This window comes from Rhodobacter sp. NTK016B (assembly GCF_017303295.1).
Taxonomy (GTDB): Bacteria; Pseudomonadota; Alphaproteobacteria; order Rhodobacterales; family Rhodobacteraceae; genus Pararhodobacter.
On sequence record NZ_JAFKOK010000002.1, the window covers coordinates 127924 to 152668 of the forward strand.

General features: G+C 65.5%; 29 protein-coding genes. 26 read left to right on the forward strand and 3 right to left on the reverse strand.

What is annotated here, in order from left to right; genetic code table 11:
* The first annotated feature begins 26 nt into the window (after window positions 1-26).
* The 14 genes from JI664_RS02930 (at window position 27) to JI664_RS02995 (ending at window position 11429) form a co-directional block, all read left to right on the forward strand.
* Window positions 27-761 carry a transporter substrate-binding domain-containing protein gene (locus tag JI664_RS02930; RefSeq protein WP_207012225.1) on the forward strand — a complete coding sequence of 245 codons (735 nt, stop codon included), beginning with the start codon at window positions 27-29 and terminating at the stop codon, window positions 759-761.
* Window positions 762-814: 53 nt separating this feature from the next.
* Window positions 815-1696, forward strand: a complete 882-nt coding sequence (locus JI664_RS02935) for an ABC transporter permease (RefSeq protein WP_207012226.1) — start codon at window positions 815-817, stop codon at window positions 1694-1696.
* Entirely contained in the window at window positions 1693-2532 is an 840-nt protein-coding gene (locus JI664_RS02940) for an ABC transporter permease (protein ID WP_207012227.1), read from the forward strand. Before JI664_RS02935 ends, JI664_RS02940 begins: the two co-directional genes overlap by 4 nt.
* A gap of 3 nt (window positions 2533-2535) precedes the next feature.
* Entirely contained in the window at window positions 2536-3870 is a 1335-nt protein-coding gene (locus JI664_RS02945) for a glutamine synthetase family protein (protein ID WP_207012228.1), read from the forward strand.
* 7 nt (window positions 3871-3877) lie between these two features.
* On the forward strand, window positions 3878-4576 hold the full coding sequence (locus tag JI664_RS02950) for a type 1 glutamine amidotransferase (RefSeq protein ID WP_207012229.1): 699 nt from the start codon (window positions 3878-3880) through the stop codon (window positions 4574-4576).
* 34 nt (window positions 4577-4610) lie between these two features.
* Window positions 4611-5972 carry a glutamine synthetase family protein gene (locus JI664_RS02955; RefSeq protein WP_207012230.1) on the forward strand — a complete coding sequence of 454 codons (1362 nt, stop codon included), beginning with the start codon at window positions 4611-4613 and terminating at the stop codon, window positions 5970-5972.
* 177 nt (window positions 5973-6149) lie between these two features.
* Window positions 6150-6788, forward strand: a complete 639-nt coding sequence (ccmA, locus tag JI664_RS02960) for a heme ABC exporter ATP-binding protein CcmA (RefSeq protein ID WP_207012231.1) — start codon at window positions 6150-6152, stop codon at window positions 6786-6788.
* Complete coding sequence (ccmB, locus tag JI664_RS02965) at window positions 6785-7441, forward strand: heme exporter protein CcmB (RefSeq protein WP_207012232.1); 657 nt, start codon at window positions 6785-6787, stop codon at window positions 7439-7441. The genes ccmA and ccmB overlap by 4 nt, the downstream gene beginning before the upstream one ends.
* Window positions 7442-7506: 65 nt before the next feature.
* Window positions 7507-8241, forward strand: a complete 735-nt coding sequence (gene ccmC / locus JI664_RS02970) for a heme ABC transporter permease CcmC (RefSeq protein ID WP_207012233.1) — start codon at window positions 7507-7509, stop codon at window positions 8239-8241.
* Complete coding sequence (gene ccmD / locus JI664_RS02975) at window positions 8241-8393, forward strand: heme exporter protein CcmD (protein WP_349768676.1); 153 nt, start codon at window positions 8241-8243, stop codon at window positions 8391-8393. The genes ccmC and ccmD overlap by 1 nt, the downstream gene beginning before the upstream one ends.
* 2 nt (window positions 8394-8395) lie before the next feature.
* The gene (locus JI664_RS02980; RefSeq protein WP_207012234.1) at window positions 8396-8938 is read left to right on the forward strand and encodes a DsbE family thiol:disulfide interchange protein; all 543 of its coding nucleotides are present in this window, start codon (window positions 8396-8398) and stop codon (window positions 8936-8938) included.
* 1 nt (window position 8939) lies between these two features.
* Window positions 8940-9614: a DUF1638 domain-containing protein gene (locus tag JI664_RS02985; RefSeq protein WP_207012235.1), complete on the forward strand. Its 675-nt coding sequence runs from the start codon at window positions 8940-8942 to the stop codon at window positions 9612-9614.
* Between the two features lie 76 nt (window positions 9615-9690).
* On the forward strand, window positions 9691-10851 hold the full coding sequence (locus tag JI664_RS02990; RefSeq protein ID WP_207012236.1) for an AI-2E family transporter: 1161 nt from the start codon (window positions 9691-9693) through the stop codon (window positions 10849-10851).
* A gap of 98 nt (window positions 10852-10949) precedes the next feature.
* Window positions 10950-11429, forward strand: a complete 480-nt coding sequence (locus tag JI664_RS02995; protein WP_207012237.1) for an REP-associated tyrosine transposase — start codon at window positions 10950-10952, stop codon at window positions 11427-11429.
* A gap of 256 nt (window positions 11430-11685) precedes the next feature.
* Here the strand turns inward: JI664_RS02995 and lepA are convergent, their stop codons facing one another.
* Window positions 11686-13485, reverse strand: a complete 1800-nt coding sequence (gene lepA, locus JI664_RS03000; protein WP_207012238.1) for a translation elongation factor 4 — start codon at window positions 13483-13485, stop codon at window positions 11686-11688.
* Between the two features lie 62 nt (window positions 13486-13547).
* A complete protein-coding gene (locus tag JI664_RS03005; protein WP_207012239.1) occupies window positions 13548-14699 on the reverse strand; it encodes a mandelate racemase/muconate lactonizing enzyme family protein in 1152 nt (383 codons plus the stop codon).
* 271 nt (window positions 14700-14970) lie between these two features.
* On the opposite strand from JI664_RS03005, the gene lepB (JI664_RS03010) reads away from it, so the two are divergent.
* From lepB (JI664_RS03010) to JI664_RS03050, 9 genes are all read left to right on the forward strand, one after another.
* The gene (lepB, locus tag JI664_RS03010; protein ID WP_207012240.1) at window positions 14971-15768 is read left to right on the forward strand and encodes a signal peptidase I; all 798 of its coding nucleotides are present in this window, start codon (window positions 14971-14973) and stop codon (window positions 15766-15768) included.
* Between the two features lie 183 nt (window positions 15769-15951).
* Window positions 15952-16740, forward strand: a complete 789-nt coding sequence (gene lepB, locus JI664_RS03015) for a signal peptidase I (protein ID WP_286173800.1) — start codon at window positions 15952-15954, stop codon at window positions 16738-16740.
* Window positions 16740-17435, forward strand: coding sequence for a ribonuclease III (gene rnc / locus JI664_RS03020; protein WP_207012241.1), 696 nt, complete (start codon window positions 16740-16742; stop codon window positions 17433-17435). Before lepB (JI664_RS03015) ends, rnc begins: the two co-directional genes overlap by 1 nt.
* A 22-nt stretch (window positions 17436-17457) precedes the next feature.
* A complete protein-coding gene (locus JI664_RS03025) occupies window positions 17458-18321 on the forward strand; it encodes a DMT family transporter (RefSeq protein WP_349768677.1) in 864 nt (287 codons plus the stop codon).
* Window positions 18322-18350: 29 nt separating this feature from the next.
* Window positions 18351-19262: a GTPase Era gene (era, locus tag JI664_RS03030; protein WP_207012242.1), complete on the forward strand. Its 912-nt coding sequence runs from the start codon at window positions 18351-18353 to the stop codon at window positions 19260-19262.
* 108 nt (window positions 19263-19370) lie between these two features.
* Complete coding sequence (locus JI664_RS03035) at window positions 19371-19706, forward strand: DUF1491 family protein (RefSeq protein WP_207012243.1); 336 nt, start codon at window positions 19371-19373, stop codon at window positions 19704-19706.
* Between the two features lie 91 nt (window positions 19707-19797).
* On the forward strand, window positions 19798-20445 hold the full coding sequence (gene msrA / locus JI664_RS03040) for a peptide-methionine (S)-S-oxide reductase MsrA (protein ID WP_207012244.1): 648 nt from the start codon (window positions 19798-19800) through the stop codon (window positions 20443-20445).
* A gap of 43 nt (window positions 20446-20488) precedes the next feature.
* Window positions 20489-21358, forward strand: a complete 870-nt coding sequence (locus tag JI664_RS03045; RefSeq protein ID WP_207012245.1) for a 50S ribosomal protein L11 methyltransferase — start codon at window positions 20489-20491, stop codon at window positions 21356-21358.
* Window positions 21359-21478: 120 nt separating this feature from the next.
* Window positions 21479-21796, forward strand: a complete 318-nt coding sequence (locus tag JI664_RS03050; RefSeq protein WP_207012246.1) for a hypothetical protein — start codon at window positions 21479-21481, stop codon at window positions 21794-21796.
* Between the two features lie 78 nt (window positions 21797-21874).
* Here JI664_RS03050 and JI664_RS03055 read toward each other — a convergent pair whose 3' ends face one another.
* On the reverse strand, window positions 21875-22084 hold the full coding sequence (locus JI664_RS03055) for a DUF1127 domain-containing protein (protein ID WP_207012247.1): 210 nt from the start codon (window positions 22082-22084) through the stop codon (window positions 21875-21877).
* A 345-nt stretch (window positions 22085-22429) separates the two neighbouring features.
* On the opposite strand from JI664_RS03055, the gene ruvC reads away from it, so the two are divergent.
* The 3 genes from ruvC (at window position 22430) to ruvB (ending at window position 24729) form a co-directional block, all read left to right on the forward strand.
* Window positions 22430-22936, forward strand: coding sequence for a crossover junction endodeoxyribonuclease RuvC (gene ruvC, locus JI664_RS03060; RefSeq protein WP_207012248.1), 507 nt, complete (start codon window positions 22430-22432; stop codon window positions 22934-22936).
* Window positions 22933-23610, forward strand: a complete 678-nt coding sequence (ruvA, locus tag JI664_RS03065) for a Holliday junction branch migration protein RuvA (RefSeq protein WP_207012249.1) — start codon at window positions 22933-22935, stop codon at window positions 23608-23610. The genes ruvC and ruvA overlap by 4 nt, the downstream gene beginning before the upstream one ends.
* An 87-nt stretch (window positions 23611-23697) precedes the next feature.
* Window positions 23698-24729: a Holliday junction branch migration DNA helicase RuvB gene (gene ruvB / locus JI664_RS03070; RefSeq protein WP_207012250.1), complete on the forward strand. Its 1032-nt coding sequence runs from the start codon at window positions 23698-23700 to the stop codon at window positions 24727-24729.
* Window positions 24730-24745: the final 16 nt, after the last annotated feature.

The following is a 24745-nucleotide window of genomic DNA, read 5'->3' on the forward strand; positions in this document are numbered from 1 at the left end:
CCCAAGTCCAACAGAGGTAATCAAAAATGAAGAAACTTCTTCTTTCCGCCGCCACGCTCGCCTTTGCCGCGACCGGCGCGCTGGCGCAGGATGTCGTCCGTCTCGGTACCGAGGGCGCCTATCCTCCGTATAACTATATCGACGAATCCAACGAACTGGTCGGCTTCGAGATCGACCTGGGCAACGCCCTGTGCGAGCGCGCCGGTCTGACCTGCGAATGGGTGCAGAACGACTGGGATTCGATCATCCCCAACCTTGTGGGCGGCAATTACGACGCGATCATGGCCGGCATGAATGCCACGCCCGAACGCGCCGAGGTCATCATGTTCTCGGATCCCTACAAGCTGCCTGATCCCTCGGCCTATATGGCGCTGGCGGGCACCGATACCTCGGTCATGGAAGAGGGTGTGATCGCCGCGCAGTCGAACACGATGCAATCGGGCATGGTCGCCGACACCTCGGCCACGCTGATCGAATTCCCGACCGCCGACGAGACCATCGCCGCGGTGCGCAACGGCACTGCCGACGCCGTGCTGGCCGACCGCGACTTCCTGATGACCTATGTAGACGAGTCCGGCGGCGAGCTGGAATTCCTGGCCACCGTGCCCTCGCCGGGTGCTGGCGTGTCGATCGGCCTGCGCCAGTCCGACACCGAGCTGCAAGCGACCTTCAACGCGGCGCTCGACGAGATGAAGGCCGACGGCTCGCTCAACGAAATGCTGGTGCAATGGTTCGGCGACGAGGTGCCGCAGTTCGAATGATCTGACAGCCCGGCCCTTCGCGTCCGCCGCGAAGGGCCTATCGCCGGTGCCCGATGTTTTCCTTTTGCGCTGATCCGTCTGTCCTGCCCGACTGGCAATGGATGGCCTGCTACCTGACCACCGGCTCGCATTTCGCGCTCTATCGGTCGGTGCTGGTCGTGCTGCTTTTGCTCGCACTCGCGGCACCGCTGGCGCTTGGCATGGGGTTTCTGGGCGCGCTGGCGGTGCGCTCGGGCAACCCGCTGCTCAAGGGCATCGGCACCATCTATGTCTCGATGGTGCGCGGCGTTCCCGACATCATCTTTTTCCTGTTCGTCCCCTTCGCCATAGATCAGGGCGTCGAATATCTGCGCCACAAGATCCTGTGCCCCGACTGGGACCAACCGATCCGGCAGGGCAACGATTTCATCGTCTGTCAGGCGGCGAAAATGCCGCTCGCCACCGATCCGGCCTGGGTTCACAATGTCTGGGGCTTCGCGCTGGCGCTGATCGCCTTCGCGCTGGTCTTCGGCGCGTTCGCGGCGAACACGCTCAACGGTGCGATGAACGCGGTGCCGCGCACGCAGATCGAAACCGCCGAGGCCTATGGCATGACGCCGGGCCAGAGCTTTCGCCGGGTCCTGCTGCCGCAGATGTGGGTCTATGCCCTGCCCGGCCTGTCGAATCTGTGGATGATCCTGACCAAGGCCACCCCGCTCTTGTTCCTGCTGGGCATTCAGGACGTGGTGTTCTGGGCGCGCGAACTGGGCGGGCAGAAGACCGGGCATTACGCGTATACCCATCCCGACTGGCGGGTCTGGTACTTCCTCGGCGTGCTGGCTTTCTACCTGACGCTGACATGGGTCAGTCAGAAGATCTTCGACCGGATCATGGCGCGGCTCAATCACGGGCAGGCCACGTCGGGCGGTGAAGCGCTCAGAAAGGCGCCCGCATGAGCAGTTGCGGGGAAAGCTTCAGCGGACTCATCCTGCGCGCACTGGGACGCGATTTCGGCGACCGGCTGCTGCCGCGCGGGCTTGAGATCAATTTCTGCGATCAGGTCTTCCTGATCGCCTCGGGCCTGATCTGGAACGTCTATTTCGCCATCCTTGCGCTGTTCTTCGGCTTTTTCCTCGCCACCGCCGTGGCTTTGGGCAAGGCCAGCCCCAGCCGCTGGCTGTCGCGACCGGCGGACTGGTTCGTCTTCCTGTTCCGGGGCTCGCCGCTTTTTGTGCAGTTCTTCTTCGTCTACGAGGCGCTGGTCCTGCTGCCCCGCACCGGGATCGAGATCGGCCCGATCACCATGGACACGCAATGGATGACCCGCGCCTGGGCGGGGGCGCTGTTCGTGCTGTTTCTCAATACCTCGGCCTATACCGCCGAGATCTTCTTCGGCGCGCTGAAATCCATCCCCAAGGGGGATATGGAAGCCGCCGATGCCTACGGGTTGACCGGCTGGAGCAAGTTCCGCCGCATTACCTTCCCGACCATGCTGCGCCTTGCCTGGCCCAGCTACACCAACGAGGCGATCTTTCTGCTGCACGCCACGACCCTGGTGTTCTTTTCGGCCTTCCCGGCCTGGCAGCAGATGGGCGACGCCCTTTACTACGCGAACTATTTCGCCGCGCAGACCTTCAACCCGTTCGTTGCCTATCCGCTGGTGGGGCTTTACTTCATCGTGCTGACGCTGGCGGTGATCGGGTTGTTCGGTGCGGTCAATCGAAGGCTCAACCGGCATCTTCCGCGGGCGGCGCGTGCCCGGCTCCGGTTCCGGCCCCAATATATCAGGTGATCCATGCGTGATTGGCTCCGCCATCACCCCGACGTCAAAACCATCCGCATCGCTGCTGTCGACCTCAACGGGCAAGCCCGGGGCAAGCGCGTGCCCTCGCGCTTTGCCGACAAGGTTGTCGATGAGGGCACGCGGTTCCCTTTCTCGGTCATGAATCTCGACATCTGGGGCGAGGATATCGAAGATAGCCCGCTGGTGTTCGATTCGGGCGATGCCGACGGGGTGCTCAAACCCACCGAGCGCGGCTTCCTGCCGATGCCATGGCTTGAAGCCCCGACCGCACTGATGCCGCTGTGGATGTTCCACGAAGACGGCACGCCCTTTGCCGGCGACCCCCGCCATGCGCTGGCCCGCGTGGTCGAGCGGTTCCACGCGAAGGGCCTGCACCCGGTCTGCGCGACCGAGCTGGAATTCTACCTGATCGACGATTCCGGCCGCGAATTGCGCGTACCGCCCTCGCCGCGTTCGGGCAAGCGGCGTCCCGGCGCCGACACGCTGGCGCTGCGCGCGCTCGACGCCTTCGACCGTTTCTTCACCGATCTCTATGACGCTTGCGAAGTGATGGATATCGACGCCGACACGGCGATCTCGGAAGCGGGTCTGGGGCAGTTCGAGGTGAACCTGCTGCATTCCGACAACGTGATGAAGATCGCCGACGACACGTGGCTCTTCAAGCAACTGGTGCGGGGCCTTGCGCGCAAGCACGGCTTTGCCGCGAGCTTCATGGCGAAACCCTATGAGGACTGGCCCGGCAATGGCATGCACATGCATTTCTCGGTCACCGACGAGGACGGCACGAACCTGTTCGACGACGGCACGCGCGGCGGCTCGGACCTGCTTAAAAACGCGGTGGCAGGGTGTCTGAAGGCGATGCCCGGCACCACGCTGCTGCTGGCGCCGCACTGGAACAGCTATGACCGATTCGCGCCCGGCAACCACGCGCCGACCGGCATCGCCTGGGCCTATGAGAACCGCACGGCTGCCTTGCGCATCCCCTCGGGCAGCTTCAAGGCGCGGCGTATCGAGCACCGCGTGGCGGGCGGCGACATCAATCCATACCTGATGATGGCGGGCGTTCTGGGCGGCGCTCTGCTGGGGATCGAGGACGGCCTGACCCCGCCCACGCCGATCACCGGCAATGCCTATGATCTCGACCTTCCGCAAATGCCGACAAAGTGGCAAGATGCGATCGACGCGTTCGAAAGCAGCCCCGAAATGGCGCGCATCTTCGCCCCGCAGCTGATTGACAATCTGGTGCGCACCAAGCGCCAGGAGCTGCGCTACATGGCCGAGATGACGCCGCAGGAGATGCTCGAACTCTATCTCGACACGGTTTGAGGCAGACATGAAAATCGGCATCCTGCAAACGGGCGACGCGCCCGCGGAACTGACGGAATTCGGGACCTACCCCGACATGTTCGAGCAGCTGCTCGCCGGGCGCGGTTTCACCTTCGCGCGCTGGCGGGTGAACGGGATGGAATTTCCCGGCTCGGTCACCGAATGCGACGGCTGGCTCATCACCGGCTCGCGCCACGGGGTCTACGAAGACCACCCCTTCATCGCGCCGCTTGAGCAGTTCATCCGCGACGCCTTCGCCGCGAAGATCCCGGTCGCAGGCATCTGCTTCGGGCACCAGATCATGGCGCAGGCGCTGGGCGGCAAGGTCGAGAAATTCGCGGGCGGCTGGTCGGTGGGCCAGACCGAGTACGATTTCGGCGGCGAGACGCTGCGCCTGAATGCCTGGCATCAGGATCAGGTCGTCGAGAAGCCCGACACCGCCACGGTCATCGCCTCGTCGCCCTTCTGCCGTTATGCCGGGCTTGCCTATGGCGATCTGGGCTATTCGGTGCAGCCCCATCCCGAATATGGCGACGGCTTCATTGAGGGGCTGATCGACACGCGCGGCAAGGGCGTGGTACCCGATGGACTGATGGACGAAGCGCGCACGAAATTCGGCGACCGGACCGACAGCGCCCGTATCGCCGACCAGCTTGCCGCCTTCTTCACCGCCGCGCACAAGGCGCAGGCGCACGCGGCGTCGTGACCCGCCGCCCAAGGATATTTCCAAGGATATTTCCATGAACGACTGGACCACAAAGATCCCCGATGCGGCCCGCGAATACATTGCCGGGCGGCGACTGGACGAGATCGAATGCATCCTGCCCGATATCGCGGGGGTTGCCCGCGGCAAGGCGATGCCCGCCTTCAAGTTCGACAAGCAGACGCATTTCTACCTGCCGACCTCGATCTTCCTGCAGACCATCACCGGCGAATGGGCGAATGCGCCGGGCGGCGAGGACGAGTACAAGGAACCGGACATGACGCTGGTGCCGGATTTCTCGACCGCTACCGCCGCGCCCTGGACCGCCGATATCACGCTGCAAATCATCCATGACGCGATGACGCAGGCGGGCCAGCCGGTGCCGACCGCGCCGCGCAACGTGCTCAAGCGGGTGCTCGACCTCTATGCCGCCGAAGGCTGGAAACCCGTTGTCGCACCCGAGATGGAATTCTATTTCGTCGCCCGCAACGTCGATCCCAACATGCCGATCGTGCCGCCCATGGGCCGCTCGGGGCGCAAGGCGGCAGCGAAACAGGCCTATTCGATGTCGGCGGTCGACGAATACGGCAAGGTGATCGACGACGTCTACGATTACGCCGAGGCGATGGGGCTTGAAATCGACGGCATCCTGCAGGAAGGCGGCGCGGGTCAGGTCGAGATCAACCTCGCCCATGGCAACCCGGTCGATCTGGCCGACCACATCTTCTATTTCAAGCGCATGATCCGCGAGGCGGCCTTGCGCCACGATTGCTTCGCCACCTTCATGGCCAAACCGATCGAGGGCGAGCCGGGCTCGGCCATGCATATCCACCATTCGGTGGTCGATCTGAACACCGGCAACAACATTTTCTCGGCCGAGGATGGCAGCGAAACGCCCGCCTTCCTGCATTTCATCGCCGGGATGCAGAACCACCTGCCCGCCGCCGTGGCGCTGCTGGCGCCCTATGTGAACAGCTACCGCCGCTATGTCCCTGACTTCGCCGCGCCGATCAATCTGGAATGGGGCCGCGACAACCGCACGACCGGGATCCGCGTGCCGATCTCGGGGCCTGCCGCGCGCCGGGTCGAGAACCGGCTGGCGGGGATGGATTGCAACCCCTATCTGGGCATCGCCGCGTCGCTGGCCTGCGGGTATCTGGGGCTGAAGGAAAAACGCGATCCGCGCCCGGAATGCCGCATCAACGCCTATATGGGCGAGGACGAATTGCCACTGACGCTGAACGCGGCGATCGACCTTCTGGTCGCCGACGAGGCGATGGTCGAGGTGCTGGGCCCGGACTTCGTGCATCTCTACGAGGCGGTGAAACGCGATGAATACAACGAGTTCCAGCAGGTGATCTCGCCCTGGGAACGCGAGCACCTGTTGCTCAACGTGTGAGTGTGGGGGCTTCGCCCCCCCACCTCCCGCGGAGTATTTCCGACACGGTGAGAGGAAACGAGCGGGCGCCTTCGGCCGTCTGCCTTTTCTCGTCTTCAGGGTGAGTATTTAGGGCAGAATGAAGCAGGGGCGCGGTTTTGCTTGGCAGCCGGGCGCGGGATTGGATAAGCCCTGACCATGGAATTGCGTGTCACGGAACTGGCCTGCGCCCGCGGGGGATTGCCACTGATCGAGGGGCTGAGCTTTGCCGTGGGCCCCGGCGAGGCGCTGGTGCTGCGCGGGCCGAACGGCTCGGGCAAGACGACGCTGTTGCGCACGCTCGCCGGATTGCAGCCCGCGCTGGACGGCGAGATTTCCTGCCCGCCCGAACAGATGGCCTATGCCGCGCATGCCGACGGGCTGAAATCGACCCTCAGCGTGCGCGAGAATCTCGGCTTCTGGGCTGCGATCCACGGGGTGAGCGACATCGAGCCGGCCCTGGAGGCGATGAACCTGCGCGATCTGGCGGATCGGCAGGCGCAGCATCTTTCGGCCGGACAAAAGCGGCGGCTGGGGCTTGCGCGGCTGATCGTCACCGGGCGCTGGCTATGGGTGCTGGATGAGCCGACCGTGTCGCTGGACGCGGCCTCGGTCGCGCTGTTTGCCGGGGTGGTGCGCGCGCATCTGGCCACGGGCGGGGCGGCGCTTCTGGCCACGCATATCGATCTGGGCCTGCCCGAAGCGCGGGTGCTGGATCTGGGCCCCTACAAGGCCGAGATCCCCGCCGATCTGGGCTTTGGCGGCTTCGACGGAGAGAACGGGGGCGCCTTTCTGTGATCGCGCTCTTGATCCGCGACCTACGGCTTGCCTTTCGCGCGGGCGGCGGCTTCGGGCTGGGTCTGGGGTTCTTTCTGATCCTCGCCGTGCTGGTGCCGCTGGGCGTGGGGCCTGATCCGGCGACGCTGGGCCTGATCGCGCCCGGCATCCTGTGGGTCGGCGCGCTGCTGGCCTGCCTGCTGTCGCTCGACCGGATCTTCGCGCTCGACCACGAGGATGGCTCGCTCGACCTGCTGGCGACCTCGCCCATCCCGCTGGAGGGCGTGGTGGCAATCAAGGCGCTGGCACACTGGATCACCACCGGCCTGCCGCTGGCGCTGGCGGCACCAGTGCTGGGGATCCTGCTGAACCTTGCGGCGCCGGGCTTCGGGGTGCTGATCGTCTCGCTTGCCCTTGGCACGCCCGCGCTCAGCATGATCGGCGCGTTCGGCGCGGCGCTGACCGTGGGGCTGAAACGCGGCGGGCTGTTGATGTCGCTGCTGGTGCTGCCGCTCTACATGCCGACGCTGGTTTTCGGCGCGCAGGCGGTGACGCGGGCGGCGCAGGGACTGGACGCCGCGACGCCGCTTTTGCTGTTGTCGGGCATCACTGCGGGCTCGGTCGCGCTGCTGCCCTTCGCCGCCGCCTTCGCGCTCAGGATCAACCTGCGTTAACCTGCCTCAGGCATATCACGCGGGCGTGGGTTGAGGCCCGCCCCGGCTCACATTAGGACTTCTGCATGGCATCGCTCTGGGAATACGCGAATCCGGTCAAGTTCATGCGGCTCTCGGGCTGGCTGATGCCGCTGAGCGCCGTGCTCGCTGCTGGGCTGATCGTGACCGGGCTGATCTGGGGCCTGTTCTTCACCGCCGAGGATTACCGCATGGGGTCCTCGGTGAAGATCATCTTCATCCATGTTCCTTCGGCGCTGATGGCGATCAATGCCTGGGCGATGATGCTGATTGCTTCGTTGATCTGGCTGATCCGCCGCCACCATGTCAGCGCGCTGGCCGCCAAGGCCGCGGCCCCCGTAGGCGCGGCGATGACGATGATCGCGCTCATGACCGGCGCGATCTGGGGCCAGCCGATGTGGGGCACATGGTGGGCATGGGATCCGCGCCTGACCTCGTTCCTGATCCTGTTCCTGTTCTATCTGGGCTATATCGCGCTGTGGTCGGCCATCGACGACGCCGATACGGCGGCCGATCTGACCTCGGTCCTGTGCCTTGTGGGCTCGGTCTTCGCGATTCTGTCACGCTATGCGGCGATCTTCTGGAATCAGGGCCTGCATCAGGGTGCTTCGCTGTCGGTCGCCCCGGGCGAGCGGATGGATCTGAGCTATCGGATGCCGCTTTACCTGTGCATGATCGGCTTCGGGCTGCTGTTTCTCGCCCTTGTGCTGGCCGGAACCCGGACCGAGATCCGCGCGCGGCGCGCCCGTGCCCTGCTGACCCGTGAGAGAGCCCGCGCCTGATGCCCGATCTTGGAAGCTACGCCACCGAAATCCTGCTCGCCTATGCCTTGTCGCTGGGCGTTCTGGCCCTGCTTATTCTGGGCACCTGGATCCGCTCTCGGCGCGTCAAGCGCGCGCTGGCCGATCTGGAAGCCCGCCAAACCCGAGGCTGACCATGAAGATCAACCCGCTCCTTATCCTGCCCCCGGTTCTGCTGGCCGGTTTCGTCGCCTTCGTGGCGGTGGGCAATTTCCGCGAAGACCGCGACGACCTGCCCTCGGCCCGCGCGGGCCATCCTGCGCCGATGGTCGAGCTGTCGCAGCTGGAAGACCTGCCGCTCTTTACCGACGACATGCTGCGCTCGGGCGAGCTGACGCTGGTGAATTTCTGGGCGTCGTGGTGCCCGCCCTGCCGCGCCGAGGCCCCCGTGGTCGAGGCGCTGGCCGAAGAAGGTTTCACCGTACTGGGCGTCAATTACCGCGACGAACCCGACCGCGCGATGGATTTTCTGGACGAGCTGGGCAACCCGTTCACCGCGATCGGCGCCGATCCGCGTGCGCGGATGGGGCTGGACTGGGGCGTTGTCGGGCTGCCTGAGACCTTCGTGGTCGACGGCGACGGGAATATCCTGATGCGCCATGCCGGACCTATCACCGAAGAAGTCGTCGAAGAACGCCTGCGCCCGGTGATCGAGCGCGCGCAGGGCGGCGCAAGCTGAGATGCCCTCCCTGCCCGAAGCCCCATCCGACGCTCAACTGACGGCGCAGGGGCTTCGCCCCGAGCGTGAGGCCGGGGGCGAGGGCCGGGTTCTGGCGCTGGCCTGCGGCGCGCTGGCGCATGAGATCATCGCCATCAAGGCAGCGAATGGCTGGACCCATCTCGACCTGCATTGCCTGCCCGCGAACCTGCATCTGTGGCCCGACCGGATCCCCGACGCGGTCGAGGCGGCGGTCGAGAAATACCGCGCGCGCTATAACGAGATCTTCGTGGTCTATGCCGATTGCGGCACCGGCGGGCTGTTGCAGGCGCGCTGCAAGGCGCTGGGTGTCGAGATGGTCGAGGGGCCGCATTGCTATGCCTTTTTCTCGGGCAATGCTGACTTCGCCGCGCGGGCCGAGGACGAAATCACCGCCTTTTACCTGACCGACTTTCTGGTCCGGCAATTCGACGCTTTCGTCTGGCGCCCGATGGGCTTTGACCGCCATCCCGAACTGATCGAGATGATGTTCGGCAATTACGAGACACTGATCTATCTGGCCCAGACCGACGATCCGGCGCTGGACGCGATGGCGCGCGATTGTGCAAAGCGTTTGGGACTTGCCTATGAACGCCGCGTGACGGGGTATGGGGACCTCGTTCCCGCGCTCGAAGCCGCCGCGGCGCGGCGCGGATGAGGCACGCGTCCCTTCCGCAGTTGTGTCGGACCGCCCCGCATCCTAGTCTTGAGAAAACCTTGCGAAACAAGCACCGATGACCCCGCACGAGATCGACCCCGCCACTCCGGATACCGACAGCGCGCATCGGCTTTCGCTGGTTGACCGCAACCGGCTGCAAACCTGGTTCCTGGGTATCCTTGCCTTTTCGATGATCCTGTTCCTGCTGGTTCAGGCCCGGTTCATCCTGATTTCGCTGGTGATCGCGATCATCCTGTTCTCGATGACCGCCGACGCGATCAATGCTTTCTCGAAGCTGCGCATCGGCTCGTGGAAGATCACCAACTGGCTCGCCTCGATGGGCGCCTTCACGATGATCGCGGTGCTGCTGCTGACGCTGTCCGGGATCGTCATCAGTCAGGTCAACGCGGTCGTCACCACGACGGTGGGCTATACCGATCAGGCGATCACCGCGATTTCGCGCCTCGCCGCGTGGATCTCGCCCGAGGCCGAGCAGATGGTCGAAACCTCGATCCGGTCGATCGAAGTCTCGGGCTATCTGTCGACGCTGGCCGGGCAGGCCTCGAACCTGTTGTCGGCGACGACGCTGGTGATCCTGTTCGTGGGCTTCATGTTCGCCGAACGGCTGTGGTTCAATACCAAGCTCGAAAACCTGCTGCACGACCCGGCCAAGGCCCGCCGGGTGGGCAGGATCATCCATTCCATCGTCCGCCGGGTAAACCATTATCTGCTGGTCAAGACCGCCGTCTCGGTCGCCACCGCCATCGCCGTCTACGCGCTGATGGAGGGATTCCGGCTCGATTTCGCGGGGCCGATGGCGATCCTGACCTTCGTTCTGAACTATATCCCCTCGGTCGGTTCGATTATCGCGACGATCCTTCTGGGCCTCGTCGCGCTGATTCAGGTCCCCGAACCCGCGACCGCGCTTCTGGTGTTCGTCATCGCGGGCATGGTCCAATTCGTGCTGGGCTCGGTGATCGACCCGATGCTCATGGGCCGCGCGCTCAGGGTGTCTTCCTTCGGGATCATCATCTCGCTCGCCTTCTGGGGGGCGCTGTGGGGGATACCGGGGATGTTCCTTGCCGTGCCGATCATGGTCGCGGCGATGATCGTTTGCTCGCATATTCCTTCGGCCCGCCCGGTCGCCGTGCTGCTGTCACGCGAAGGGCTGCCCGAGATCGAAGAACAGGGAACGTTGCCCGAGGAAGATACCCGCGTCCGGCAGGCGGCGGAATAACGGGCGTTTGGCCCGGGTGCAAAGCCGGTTTCGGCGGCGCTCAGGGCCGGTGCGGACGGCTTAACGCTTATTTCAACCTTCGCTGGCCTGATTGCGCGATGTCATCCTATCGCCGCATCAGGCTTCCCGGGGCCACGATCTTCTTTACCGTGCATCTCGCGCGGCGCGGCGACACGCTGCTGACCGATCAGGTCGATCGCCTGCGCCTCGCCGTTGCCCGCACGCGGCGCGAACGCGGCTTTACCATCGACGCGATGGTGGTCCTGCCTGACCATTTGCACTGCGTCTGGACCCTGCCCGAAGCGGATTGCGACTACGCCACCCGCTGGCGGCTGATCAAGGCCCGGTTTTCCAGGGATCTGCCCGCAGGATCGCGACGGGCCAGCCATGTGAATCGGGGGGAAAAGGCGCTGTGGCAACGGCGCTATTGGGAACACCATGTGCGCGACGACGACGAATACGCGGCGCTTCTGGCCTATTGTCGCGACGATCCGGTGAAACACGGACTGGTCGCGCGGCCCGAGGACTGGCCATTCTCCTCGGTGCACCGCGATCGACGTGTCGGGCTGCGCCCGTAGGGTGCGTGGTTTCCACGCACCACTTGCCGGATCGGTGCGTGGAAACCACGCACCCTACAGCGTTGCCGCCTCGAAAACCGTACCGCGCTGTTCGAACGAATACGGCATCACGGTGCTGCGCACATCGCGTCCCGGCGACAGCCCGAAGGCAGACAGCCTCAGCTGTCAATCCCCATCCGCTCTTACTTTCACCAAGTGCGACCGCAATTTGCTGACGCAAATCGCTTTCCCGCACCGGCCCTGAAGACGGACAGCCTCAGCTGTCCATCTTCAGGGCGGCAATGAACGCCGATTGCGGGATCTCGACCTTGCCGAACTGGCGCATCTTCTTCTTGCCGGCCTTCTGCTTGTCCAGAAGCTTGCGCTTCCGCGTCGCATCGCCGCCGTAGCATTTTGCCGTCACGTCCTTGCGCATCGCCGACAGCGTCTCACGCGCCACCACGCGGCCACCGATGGCCGCCTGAATCGGGATCTTGAACATGTGCCGGGGGATCAGCTCTTTCAGCTTCTCGCACATCTGACGTCCACGCGCCTCGGCGCGGTCGCGATGGACCATCATCGACAGCGCATCGACCGGCTCGTCATTCACAAGGATCTGCATCTTCACCAGATTATCCTCGCGATAACCCGTGATGGCGTAATCGAAGCTCGCGTAACCTTTCGTTACGGATTTCAGGCGATCATAGAAATCGAACACCACTTCATTCAGTGGCAGGTCATATTCCACCATCGCCCGCGCGCCGGCATAGGTCAGGTTCAGCTGGATGCCGCGGCGGTCCTGACACAGCTTCAGCACGTCGCCCAGATATTCGTCGGGCACCATGATCGTGGCCTTGATGCGCGGCTCTTCGACATGGTCGACATGGGTCAGGTCGGGCATGTCGGCGGGGTTGTGCAGCTCCTGCATCGTGCCGTCGCGCATGTGGATCTTGTAGACGACCGAGGGCGCGGTGGTGATCAGGTCCAGATCGTATTCGCGCTCCAGCCGGTCGCGGATCACTTCCAGGTGCAACAGCCCCAGGAACCCGCAGCGGAAGCCGAAGCCCAGCGCCGCCGAGGTCTCCATTTCCGAGCTGAACGACGCATCGTTGAGCTGCAGCTTTTCGATCGCATCGCGCAGATCCTCGAAGTCGTTGGCATCGACCGGGAACAGGCCGCAGAACACCACCGGCTGCGCGGGTTTGAAGCCCGGCAGGGGTTTCTCGCAACCCTTCTTCTCGGTGGTGATCGTATCGCCCACGCGGGTGTCGCGCACCTGCTTGATCGAGCCGGTCCAGATGCCGATCTCGCCCGGTCCCAGCTCGGCGATATCGACCATCTGCGGCTTCAGAACGGCCAGCTTGTCGACGCCGTAAACCGCGCCCGTCTGCATCATCTTGATACGGTCGCCCTTGCGGATCACGCCGTCCATGACGCGGATCATCACGACGACCCCCAGATACGGGTCGTACCAGCTATCGACCAGCATCGCCTTCAGCGGTGCGTTGCGGTCGCCCTTGGGCGCGGGCAGGCGGTTGACGATGGCTTCCAGCACCTCGGGGATCCCCATCCCCGACTTGGCCGAGATCGGGATCGCGTCCGACGCGTCGATCCCGATCACGTCCTCGATCTGCTCCTTTACCCGCTCGGGCTCGGCGGCGGGCAGGTCGATCTTGTTGAGAACCGGCACGATTTCATGGTTCGCGTCGATCGCCTGATAGACATTGGCAAGCGTCTGCGCCTCGACACCCTGAGAGGCATCGACAACCAGAAGCGAGCCTTCGACCGCGCGCATCGAGCGGCTGACTTCATAGGCGAAGTCGACATGGCCGGGCGTATCGATCAGGTTCAGGATATAGGTGTGGCCGTCCTTGGCCGGATACTCGATCCGCACCGAGTTGGCCTTGATGGTGATACCGCGCTCGCGCTCGATATCCATCGCGTCGAGCATCTGCGCCTTCATATCGCGCTCGGCCACGGTGCCGGTCAGCTGGATCAGCCGGTCGGCAAGCGTGGATTTACCGTGGTCGATATGCGCCACGATGGAGAAATTGCGGATTCGGTCGAGCTCGGTCATCTGCTGGCCTCGGCTGGGTCAGAGCGTCAGATAGCGGATGCGCGCACTGGTGAAAAGGGGCGCTAGAGCCGCGCGCCCAGCGTGTCATGGTAAAGCGCGGCATAGGCACTGGCCTGCCCCATGTCGGAATCGGTATGGATCGCCCCGGCCAGCCAGTCGGGGTCGGGCGCAATGCCCCAGCCCGGCGCCTCGCTGACCGTAAGCTGCCCGTCCGTCACCCGGAACGGATCACCCGCGAAGAGGCCCCGCTGCCAAGGATAGTAATCGTCGCCCTCGATCGAGAATTCCAGATACTTGCCCGCATTCGGCAGCGCCCTGAGCAGATGCATCGTCGCCATCGTCACCAGCCCCAGATTGGCGGCATGCGGCGTCACCGGCAGCCCGGCCGCCTCCGCCATCCGCGCAACCTGCAGCGTCTTCGCCAGCCCGCCCAGATACATCACGTCGGGCTGGACGATATCCACCGCACGCGTACCGATCATCTGCGCAAAGCGGCCCGGTTCCACCTCCTGCTCGCCCCCCGCAACGTCAATCTCCAGCGCCTCGGCCACCGCACACGTTGCGTCCAGATCCCACCACAAAACCGGCTCTTCGAAATGGCCGACACCGTGGTCCTGCAACATCCGCCCGACGGCGATCGCCCGCGCCGCGCTGAAACCGGAATTGGCGTCGACCAGCGTCTCGATCCCCGGCAAAGCGGCGGTGACGGCGGGAATGATCGCCTCGGTCCGCCCCTCCCATTGGTCGCGATCCTCGCCCATCTCGGCACCGATGCGGAACTTGGCCGCGGTGAATCCCTGCTCGCCGCAGATCCGCTTCAGCCGCTCGGCCTCGTCGCCGGGCGTCAGGTCGCGGCGCATCGAACTGGCATAGGCGCGCACCGGCCCCGCCGTCCCGCCGATCAGCGCCGCCACCGGCAACCCCGCGCGCCGCCCGGCAAGATCCCACAAGGCGGTATCCAGCCCTGCCATCGCCCGGTTGCGATAAGATCCCGGAAACTTGTGCTCGGCCCGCTCGATCCGCGCCACCAGCCCGGCGATATCGCCTGTCTCTTGACCCAGCGCCCAGGGCACGATCTGGCGGTGAAAGACCTGCGCGGTGATATCGGCATTATAGGTCGAACATTGCCCCCAGCCGAACGCGCCTTCCTCGTCGGTGGCGCGCACCATGCAGACGAATTCGTTGTGAAAGGTCTCGAGCCGCTTCAACTTCACACGCTTTCTCCCGTGCCGCCATACAGCCTGCAATCCTAGCCGCGCGCCGCGCCGGTGACGAGGCCTCCCGCGCGCATCTTTAATCCCGAAATATCCTCGGGGGGTGAATTGGCCGCAAGGCCAAGAGGGGGGCAGACAGCCCCCCTGCCCCGGCCGCCACAGGCGCGCCATCACGCCTCCGGGACCACCCCGCCGCGCGCTTGACACGCCGCCGGGGCCGGTTCAGAAACCCCGCGTGACATGCCTGCGGGCAGCAACGTGAGGATGAACCATGGCTGCCGGCGCAGAAAAGAAAGACGGGATCTGGGAAACGGTGAAAACCGTGATCTGGGCGCTGCTGATTGCGGGTGTTTTCCGCACGCTGTTCTTCCAGCCCTTCTGGATCCCATCGGGCTCGATGAAAGAGACGCTGCTGATCGGCGATTTCCTGTTCGTCAACAAATGGGCCTATGGCTATTCGCGCTATTCCTGCCCCTTCGCGATCTGCCCGATCTCGGGCCGGATCTTCGCCTCGATGCCCGAGCGCGGCGATATCGTCGTGTTCCGCCATCCGGTCAGCGGCGACGACCTGATCAAGCGTCTGGTGGGCCTGCCGGGCGACCGGATTCAGGTGCGCGACGGCCTGCTTTATATCAATGACGAGCCGGTCGAGCGTCGCCCCGACGGCGATTTCGCCGAAACCTACGAACGTCAGGGCAGCGCCGGTCAATATCCACGCTGCGAGAACGCGCCTGTCGGTCAGGGGGGCCAGTGCCTGAAGGGCCGCGAGATCGAGACACTGCCCAACGGCGTGAGCTATCCGGTCCTGAATATCGAAGACGGCGGCTATGCCGATGACACGCCGGTCTTCACCGTGCCCGAGGGCCATTTCTTCTTCATGGGCGACAACCGCGACAATTCGGTCGACTCGCGCTTCCCGCAACCGTCGGGCGGGGTGGGCATGGTGCCGTTCGAAAACCTGATCGGCCGCGCCGACCGGGTGATGTTCTCGTCAGCCGGAACCTCGATGCTGGCCTTCTGGACCTGGCGCATGGACCGTTTCTTCCACTCGCTGCACTATCAGGACTGATCCCCCCGCAGGGGACCGAGCCTGACAAAGGGCGCGCGGATCGGGGATTTCAGCCCCGCCGCGCGCCCTTTCCCATACTTGCGCGACACCGTCGCCGCTTGACACCCTGCGCCGCACTCCGCAGAAGGTTGCCGTCGCGTCCGCAACCGGGCGGCGTGGCCGGATCGGAGGCGCGTCTTCAGCTTGGTCAGCGGCGAATTCCCCAAACGGCATGGCTGGTGGCAGACGGTGAAGACCGTCGTGGTCGCGCTGTTGCTGGCGGGGATGGTGCGTTCGTTCCTCGTGCAGCCGTTCTGGATCCCCTCGGGGTCGATGAAGGAAACGCTGCTGGTCGGCGACTTTCTCTTCGTCAACAAATTCGCCTATGGCTGGTCGCGCTTTTCCTGCCCCTTCGCCCTGTGCCCGATCGAGGGTCGGCTCTGGGGCGCCCTGCCCGAGCGCGGTGACATCGTCGTGTTCCGCCATCCGCGCAGCGGCGACGATTACATCAAGCGGCTGATCGGCCTGCCCGGTGATCGGATCCAGATGCGCGACGGCCTGCTGTTTCTCAACGACCGCATGGTCGCACACCGCGAAGCGGGCACCTACCGCGAGGTCTATGCCCCGCAAGGCCCCGCCCGCGCGATGCCGCGCTGTCGCAACCGGCCGCGCCCCGATGAAATCTGCCTGAAGGACCGCGCGATCGAGACGCTGCCCAACGGCGTCAGCTATCCGGTGCTCAGCATTTCCGATCTGAGTTTCGCCGATACCACCACCACCTTCACGGTGCCGCCCGGTCATGTCTTCGTCATGGGCGACAATCGTGACAACTCGCTCGATTCGCGCTATGCGCTGGCGCGCGGCGGGGTCGGCTTTGTCCCCGTCGAGAACCTGATCGGGCGGGCCGACCGGGTGGTATTCTCCTCGGCCGGGTCCTCGCTTCTGGCGGTCTGGACCTGGCGTTTCGACAGACTGTTTCACGCGCTGCACTGATGTCCAAGGGTCCTACGCTTTCCGCCGAAATGGCGGCTTTTTCCGACCGTCTCGGCCACCGTTTCGAGCGTCCCGCGCTGTTGCAGCGCGCGTTGACGCATGCCTCGGCGGGCTCGGCCACCCGACCGCATAACCAGCGGCTGGAATTCCTCGGCGACCGGGTGCTTGGCCTGGTGATGGCCGAGACGCTGTTTTCGGCCGACAAGGACGCGACCGAAGGGCAACTCGCCCCACGCTTCAACGCGCTGGTGCGCAAGGAGGCCTGCGCGGCCATCGCCCGCAAGATCGACCTCGGCGCCGTGCTCAGGCTGGGCCGGTCCGAGATGATCTCGGGCGGGCGGCGCAAAGAGGCGCTTCTGGGCGACGCGATGGAGGCCGTGCTGGCCGCAATCTATCTCGATGCCGGGCTGGAGGCCGCGCGCGCGGTGATCCTGTCGCATTGGGACGACAAGATCGATCAGGTCGACGACGATGCGCGCGACCCCAAAACCGCGCTGCAGGAATGGGCGCAGGCGCGCGGCGAAACGCCGCCGCGCTATGTCGAACTGGGCCGCGACGGCCCGCCGCATGCGCCGATCTTCACCATCGAGGCCCGGCTCGAAGACGGGCGCCACGCGCAGGGCACCGCCGGGGCCAAGCGGCAGGCCGAACAGGCCGCCGCCAAGGCGCTTCTCAAACAGGTGGCACAGGAATGACGACCCCGTCACGGGGCGCGGCGTGAACCCCGCCCAGAACCGGCGCGGCGCCCTGTTCATGGTGCTGGCCATGGCCTGTTTCGCGCTCGAAGACGCCTGTCTCAAGGCCGCCACCCAGTCTGTGCCACCCGCCATCGCCATCATGGGCTTCGGCCTGCTTGGGGTCGCGGCTTTCAGCCTGATCGCCCTGCTGCGCGGCGAACGCCCGGTGCCGCGCCTGACGCGCGGGCTGATGCTGCGCTCGGGGATCGAGCTTTGCGGGCGGCTGTTCTATTCGCTCGCGCTGGCCTTTACCGGGCTGGGCCTGACCTCGGCCATCCTGCAGGCGACGCCGCTGGTGGTGGTCGCGGGCGCCGTCGTGGTGTTCGGCGAACGCGTGGGCTGGCGCCGCTGGCTCGCCATTGCCGTGGGTCTGGTCGGCGTGATGATGGTGCTGCGGCCCACGGGCGAAGGCATGGATATGGCCGCGATCTTTGCCGTGCTGGGGATGCTGGGCTTTGCCGGGCGCGATCTTGCCACGCGCGCCGCGCCGCTCAGCGTCACCAATGCGCAACTCGGGGTGCTGGGCATGTCGGTCCTGTTCGTGGCCGGGCTGGTCGTGCAGCTGGCCTCGGGTACGCCGCTGGTTCTGCCCGCACCGCTTCCCGCCGCGCTTATTGCCGCGACCGCCCTGTTCGGCGTCGCCGCCTATGCCTCGCTCACCGTGGCGATGCGCACGGGCGAGGTCTCGGTGGTGACGCCCTTCCGCTACACCCGCCTGATCTTTGCGCTGATCCTTGCAGCCGTGATGTTCAACGAGGTCCCCGATGGCTGGATGATCGCGGGCTGCGTGCTGATCGTGGGCTCGGGACTCTTCACGCTGGCCCGCGGACGGCGCATGGTATAAGGCCCACAGCTTCAGCTGGAGATCTCCCCATGACCACACGCGCGGGCTTCGTTGCCCTGATCGGAGAGCCCAATGCGGGCAAATCGACCCTCACCAACCGGATGGTCGGTGCCAAGGTGTCGATCGTTACCCACAAGGTGCAGACGACGCGCGCCCGCATCCGGGGTATCGCCCTCGAAGGCGACGCGCAGATCGTCTTCGTCGACACGCCGGGACTGTTCCGCCCGCGCCGCCGGCTCGACCGCGCGATGGTCGCGGCAGCCTGGGGCGGGGCGGCGGATGCCGATATCGTCGTGCTTCTGATCGAGGCCCATCGCGGCATGACCGACGGCGTCAAGGCAATCCTCGAAGCGCTCGAAACCCGCGCCAATCCCCGCCAGAAGGTCGCGCTGGCGATCAACAAGATCGACAAGGTCAAGGCCGAGGTCCTGCTCGCGCTGACCGAACAGATGAACGCGGCCTACCCGTTCGTGAAAACCTTCCTCATCTCCGCCGAACGCGGCCACGGGGCGCAGGATCTGAAAGCCTGGCTCGGCGCGGAACTGCCCGAAGGCCCGTGGCTCTACCCCGAGGACCAGATCGCCGACCTGCCGATGCGCATGATCGCCGCCGAGATGACGCGCGAGAAATGCACGCTCCGTCTGCATCAGGAACTGCCCTATGAATTGACGGTCGAGACCGAGAACTGGGAAGAACGCGACGACGGCTCGGTGCGCATCGATCAGGTGATCTTCGTCGCCCGCGACGGCCACAAGGGCATCGTGCTGGGCCACAAGGGCGAGACGGTAAAGGCGATCGGCCAGCAGGCCCGCGCCGAGATCACCGAATTCCTCGGCCGCAAAGTGCACCTGTTCCTGACCGTGCGGGTGCGCGCCAACTGGCTGAACGAGGCCGAGCGCTACGGCGAAATGGGCCTCGATTTCCGCGACGGCAATGCCTGATTTCACTTTGCTCCCAATACTCACGGGGTTTCCAAAGGGGGGCGTGCCCCCCTTTGGCGCGGGAGCGCGAGGGGCGCGCAGCCCCTCGCATCCTGACGGACCTCGCCCGTGAGCGCGCGGCTGACCGCCGACTTCTGGGTCGGCGCCTATCTCGCGCGCCTGCGTCTGGCCGATATCCCAGCCTTCGTCGTGTCCAAGGGCGATGCGAATGCGGGCAGCGTGCTGATCAAGCAAAGCCCGCTCGACGGCACCGCCAGCCTGCATCAGCGGCAATTCGACCTGCTGAGCGATAGCCGCCACTGGACCGAGATCGCGCGCGGCCCCGAGCCCGAGATCGACGCGCAGATCGCCCGCGAACGCGCACGCGACCCCGATCTGTGGGTGATCGAGGTCGAGGACCGCCACGGCCGCACCCTGCTCGACGAGCCGGGGCTCGACGGCTGAGGCGCCCCTCGGCCCGGCCCCCGGCCCAGTCTCGTGCCTTGCATCGCGCGCCCGGCGGATTATCTGGCGTGGATCAACAGGAGGACCGCCGATGTTCTTTTCCTCGAAATCCTACGATTTGGTCTCGCCCGACGAGGCGCTGCCCGGCCGCGCCCAGCCGATCCCGACCGCCGAGACGCATTTCCTGACCGGCCGCCCGCTTGCCGCCCCGATCCCCGAAGGCATGGAAGAGGCGATCTTCGGCATGGGCTGCTTCTGGGGCGTCGAACGGATGTTCTGGAATACCGAAGGCGTCTGGCTGACCATGGTCGGCTACGGCGCGGGGCACACGCCCAACCCGACCTATCAGGAAGTGTGCACCGGCAAGACCGCGCATAACGAACTGGTCCGCGTGATCTACGACCCCAAGGTCGTAAGCTACGAGGCGCTGCTCAAGGTGTTCTGGGAAGGTCACGATCCGACGCAGGGCATGCGTCAGGGCAATGATCGCGGCACGCAGTACCGCAGCGGTATCTACCCAACCTCGCAGGCGCAGCGCGACGCCGCCGAGGCCAGCCGCAAAGTGTATCAAGAGCGCCTGCGCGCCGCCGGGCTGGGCACGATCACCACCGAGATCCGCGATGCGACACCGTTCTTCATGGCCGAGGATTATCACCAGCAATACCTCGCCAAGAACCCGGGCGGCTATTGCGGCATCGGCGGCACCGGCGTCAGCTGCCCCGTGGGCCTTGCGGTCTGACCCCTGAGCGGCTAGGGCGGTATATCCCTTCGGAGACCGCCCCATGCCGACCTATACCGCTCTGACCACCCTGCCCGACGAGGCCCGCGCCCAGGCTCTGGGCGAAGCGCTGGAAGAGATGGAGCCCGAACCCGTCGGCGTCGGCGTGTTCGAGCTGGAAGATGGCTCGGGCCTGTGGGAAGTCGGCGCCTACTTCACCGAGATCCCCGACGATATCGCCCTGACGCTGATGGCTGCGGCCTTTGGCGCGGCGGAATTTGCGGTCTCGGAACTGCCCGAAATCGACTGGGTTGCGCATGTCCGCCGCGAATTGAAGCCGGTCGAGGCCGGGCGCTTCTTCGTCTATGGCGCCCATGATGCCGACAAGCTGCCCGAAGACCGGATCGGTCTCTTGATCGAAGCGGCGATGGCGTTCGGGACCGGCCATCACGGCACCACGCTTGGCTGTCTGCGCGCGCTGGACCGGCTGGCCGAACGCGGCTTTCACGGCAAGAACGTGATCGATGTGGGCTGCGGCACCGCCGTATTGGCGATGGCGGCGGCGAAGATCTGGCCGGAAACGGTGCTGGCCAGCGATATCGACGAGGTCGCGGTCGACGTGGCCGAGGCCAATGTCCTCGCCAATGGTTTGGCAGGCCGGGTCGAATGCATCGAGGCGGTGGGCTTCCACCATCCGCTGATCGAAGCCCGCGCCCCCTTCGATCTGGTTTTCGCCAATATCCTCAAGGGCCCGCTGATCATGATCGCGCCCGATATGGCCAAGCATACCGAAGCGGGCAGCCTTGCGATCCTGTCGGGCCTGTTGAACACGCAGGCGGCGGATGTGCTGGCGGCATACGAGGCAGCGGGCTTTGCGGAAGCCGAGCGCGAAGAGATCGGCGACTGGACGACGCTGGTTCTCAAGCGGGTCTGAAGCAGGTCATTCAGGGGGCGTTCGCATCACGGGACGCTCCCGATCCGCGTGGGCCTGAATTTTGCCAAAATCGCCGGGCAGACTGACGCGCGTTCCCTGTGGTCAGTTGAGTATGTGCCGATGCAAAGCCCCGATTTCATGCGCCGGATGGAGCGCGTCCTTTCCTCACGTGTCGAAGCGGTGAAAACCCGCGAGGCGAAGCCGCGCAGGCTCACCTCGATCTTCAGCGTGCTGGGGGGAACCTTGGTGTGTTTCTTCGTGCTCAAGGCCGCCGCCGTCGCGCATGGCACCGAGCATTTCCGCACCGTCGTCCCCGCCGAAGCCGGGATCGGCGCGCAGATCTATCAGTGGATCGCCGGGGCGGACCCGATCAGCACGGCGCTGGCCACCGCGATGCGGGGCGGGCCGGATACGACGCGAAGCACGGCCACGCTCTGACGCCACCCTCACGCAAACGAAAACGCCGCACCGGGGGTCCGGGCGGCGTTACTGTCGTGTAGAGTCGAGGACCATGGGTCAGCGCATCGCGTTGACCGCGTCCTCGATGTCGCCACGGCAAAGACCGATATCGTCGAGTTCACGATCCGAGAGTTTGCCCAGCTCGCGGCGGGTGACACGTTTGTCGTTCCACGCGGCGACGCGGGCGAAGACATCGGCGAACGAGAACCCGAGGCTGCGGCCGAACACGCCGTCGGCGACGGGGCGGGCGGTTGTGAAGAATGCCATCGGAGGCTCCTGTCGTTTCAATACTGCCGAAGCTTTGTGCTTCACCCGGGGAAATAGCCGCGCAGGCAGGCATTGAGTAGACGGATTCGCTGCATTCCTGCCATGCTTTCAAGGCATAGCATCAGGCATCACAAAGATACCCTTCTCACGGCGCTCGTGGATGGAATACGACCTATCTAGCGGCATTTGCGAAACTTGCAACCGTCTTGTGACACCCCCCGCCCGCGCGCCCGGCCCGAACCGGCTTTCCGCTGGCCAATGTTCACTTTTCGTGCTAGCCGTGACGCAAATGTCGGGCCAACCGACGCAGGATCTAAACACGGTATCAACGGGCAGGATGTCAGCATGCGTGTGATGGGACTCGACCCCGGTTTGCGCAATCTCGGCTGGGGCGTGATCGATGTCGACGGCACACGCCTGCGCCATGTCGCGAATGGTGTGCTGCATACCGATGGCAAGGCCGATCTCGCCACGCGCCTGTTGCAACTTCACATCCAGCTTGAAGCCGTGCTCACTGCGCAGCGCCCCGATTGCGCGGCGGTCGAGCAGACCTTCGTCAACAAGGACGCGGTCGCGACGCTGAAACTGGGCCATGCCCGCGCGATCGCGCTGCTGGTCCCGGCGCAGGCGGGACTGAAGGTCGGCGAATACGCCCCGAACGCGGTCAAGAAAGCCGTGGTGGGCGTGGGCAAGGCCGCGAAGGTTCAGGTCGATCACATGGTACGGATGCAATTGCCGGGCGTGCAGATCGAAGGCCCCGACGCCGCCGATGCGCTGGCGGTGGCGCTGTGCCACGCGTTCCACATGCAAAGCAGCGGACGGCTGGAAGCGGCGTTGAGGGCGGCGGGATGATCGGCAAGCTTTCGGGCCGGATCGACTATAAGGCAGGCGACCATGTCCTGCTCGACGTCAAGGGCGTGGGCTATGTCGTCCATGTCTCGGACCGCACGCTGATGGCCCTGCCCGGCCCCGGCGGCATGGCCGCGCTCTATACCGAACTTCTGGTGCGCGAGGATCTGCTGCAGCTTTTCGGCTTCACCACGCTGATGGAAAAGGAATGGCACCGCCTGCTGAACTCGGTTCAGGGGGTGGGCGCCAAGGCGGCGATGGCGATCCTGGGCACGCTGGGCCCCGACGGCGTGGCGCGCGCGCTGGCCATCGGCGATGCAGGCGCAATCCGCAAGGCGCCGGGCGTCGGGCCGAAACTGGCGCAGCGCGTGGTGATGGAGCTTAAGGACAAGGCGCCTGCCGTGATGGCGATGGGCGGCACCGCGCCCGATCTCGATGGTGAGGCCGAGGTGATTGAGGCGCCCGAGCCCCCCGTCGAAGCCCCCGAGCCCGCCGCGAAACCCAAAGCCTCGGCCCGCCGTCTCTCGCAACAGGCGCAGGCCGATGCGCTCTCGGCGCTGACCAATCTGGGCTATGGCCCGTCCGAGGCCGCGCAGGCCGTCGCCACCGCCGCCGAAACCGAAACCGAGGCCCCGGCGCTGATCCGCGCCGCGCTGAAACTGCTGGCACCGAAGTGACCTTGGCTTTCATCTTGTCCCAAATACTTCGGAGTGCGGGGCAGCGCCCCGCTTCCGGGACCCGCCCTCGCGCGCTAGACCCCTGACATGACCGAACCCGATCCCACCCTGCGCCCCGAAAGCCAGCCCGAGGATGCCGACCGCGCCCTGCGGCCGCAGATGCTCGATGAGTTCATCGGTCAGCACGAGGCCCGCGCCAATCTCAAGGTGTTCATCCAATCCGCGCGGATGCGCGAAGAAGCGATGGACCACACGCTGTTTTACGGCCCGCCGGGTCTGGGCAAGACGACGCTGGCGCAGATCATGGCGCGCGAACTGGGCTCGGGCTTTCGCATGACCTCGGGGCCGGTTCTGGCCAAGGCGGGCGATCTGGCGGCGATCCTGACCAATCTCGAGCCGCGCGACGTGCTTTTCATTGACGAGATCCACCGCCTCAACCCCGCCGTCGAAGAGGTGCTCTATCCGGCGATGGAAGATTTTCAACTCGATCTGGTGATCGGCGAAGGCCCCGCCGCGCGCACCGTCCGGATCGAGCTGCAGCCCTTCACACTGGTCGGCGCGACGACCCGGCTGGGCCTGCTGACGACGCCGCTGCGCGACCGCTTCGGCATTCCCACCCGGCTGCAATTCTATACCGAGCCGGAACTGTGCGAGATCGTCGCGCGCGGCGCCCGGCTTCTGGGCGTCCGGGCCGAAGCCGAGGGCGTGCGCGAAATCGCCCGCCGCGCACGCGGCACGCCCCGCATCGCCGGGCGGCTGCTGCGTCGGGTGGTGGATTTCGCGCTGGTCGAAGGCGACGGCGCACTGACGCAGGTGCTGGCCGACAGCGCGCTGACCCGGCTGGGCGTGGACAGGCTGGGCCTCGACGGCGCCGACCGCCGCTACCTGAGGCTCTTGGCCGAAAGCTATGGCGGCGGGCCGGTGGGCGTCGAAACCATCGCCGCAGCGCTCAGCGAAAGCCGCGACGCGATCGAAGAGGTGATCGAGCCCTATCTGCTGCAACAGGGCCTGATCGCGCGCACCCCGCGCGGGCGGATGCTGACGCAGGCAAGCTGGCGCCATCTGGGCCTGACCCCGCCCCGTGCGCCGGGCCAGAGCGAATTGTTCGAGCCCGAATAACCCCCCGATTGTTCTC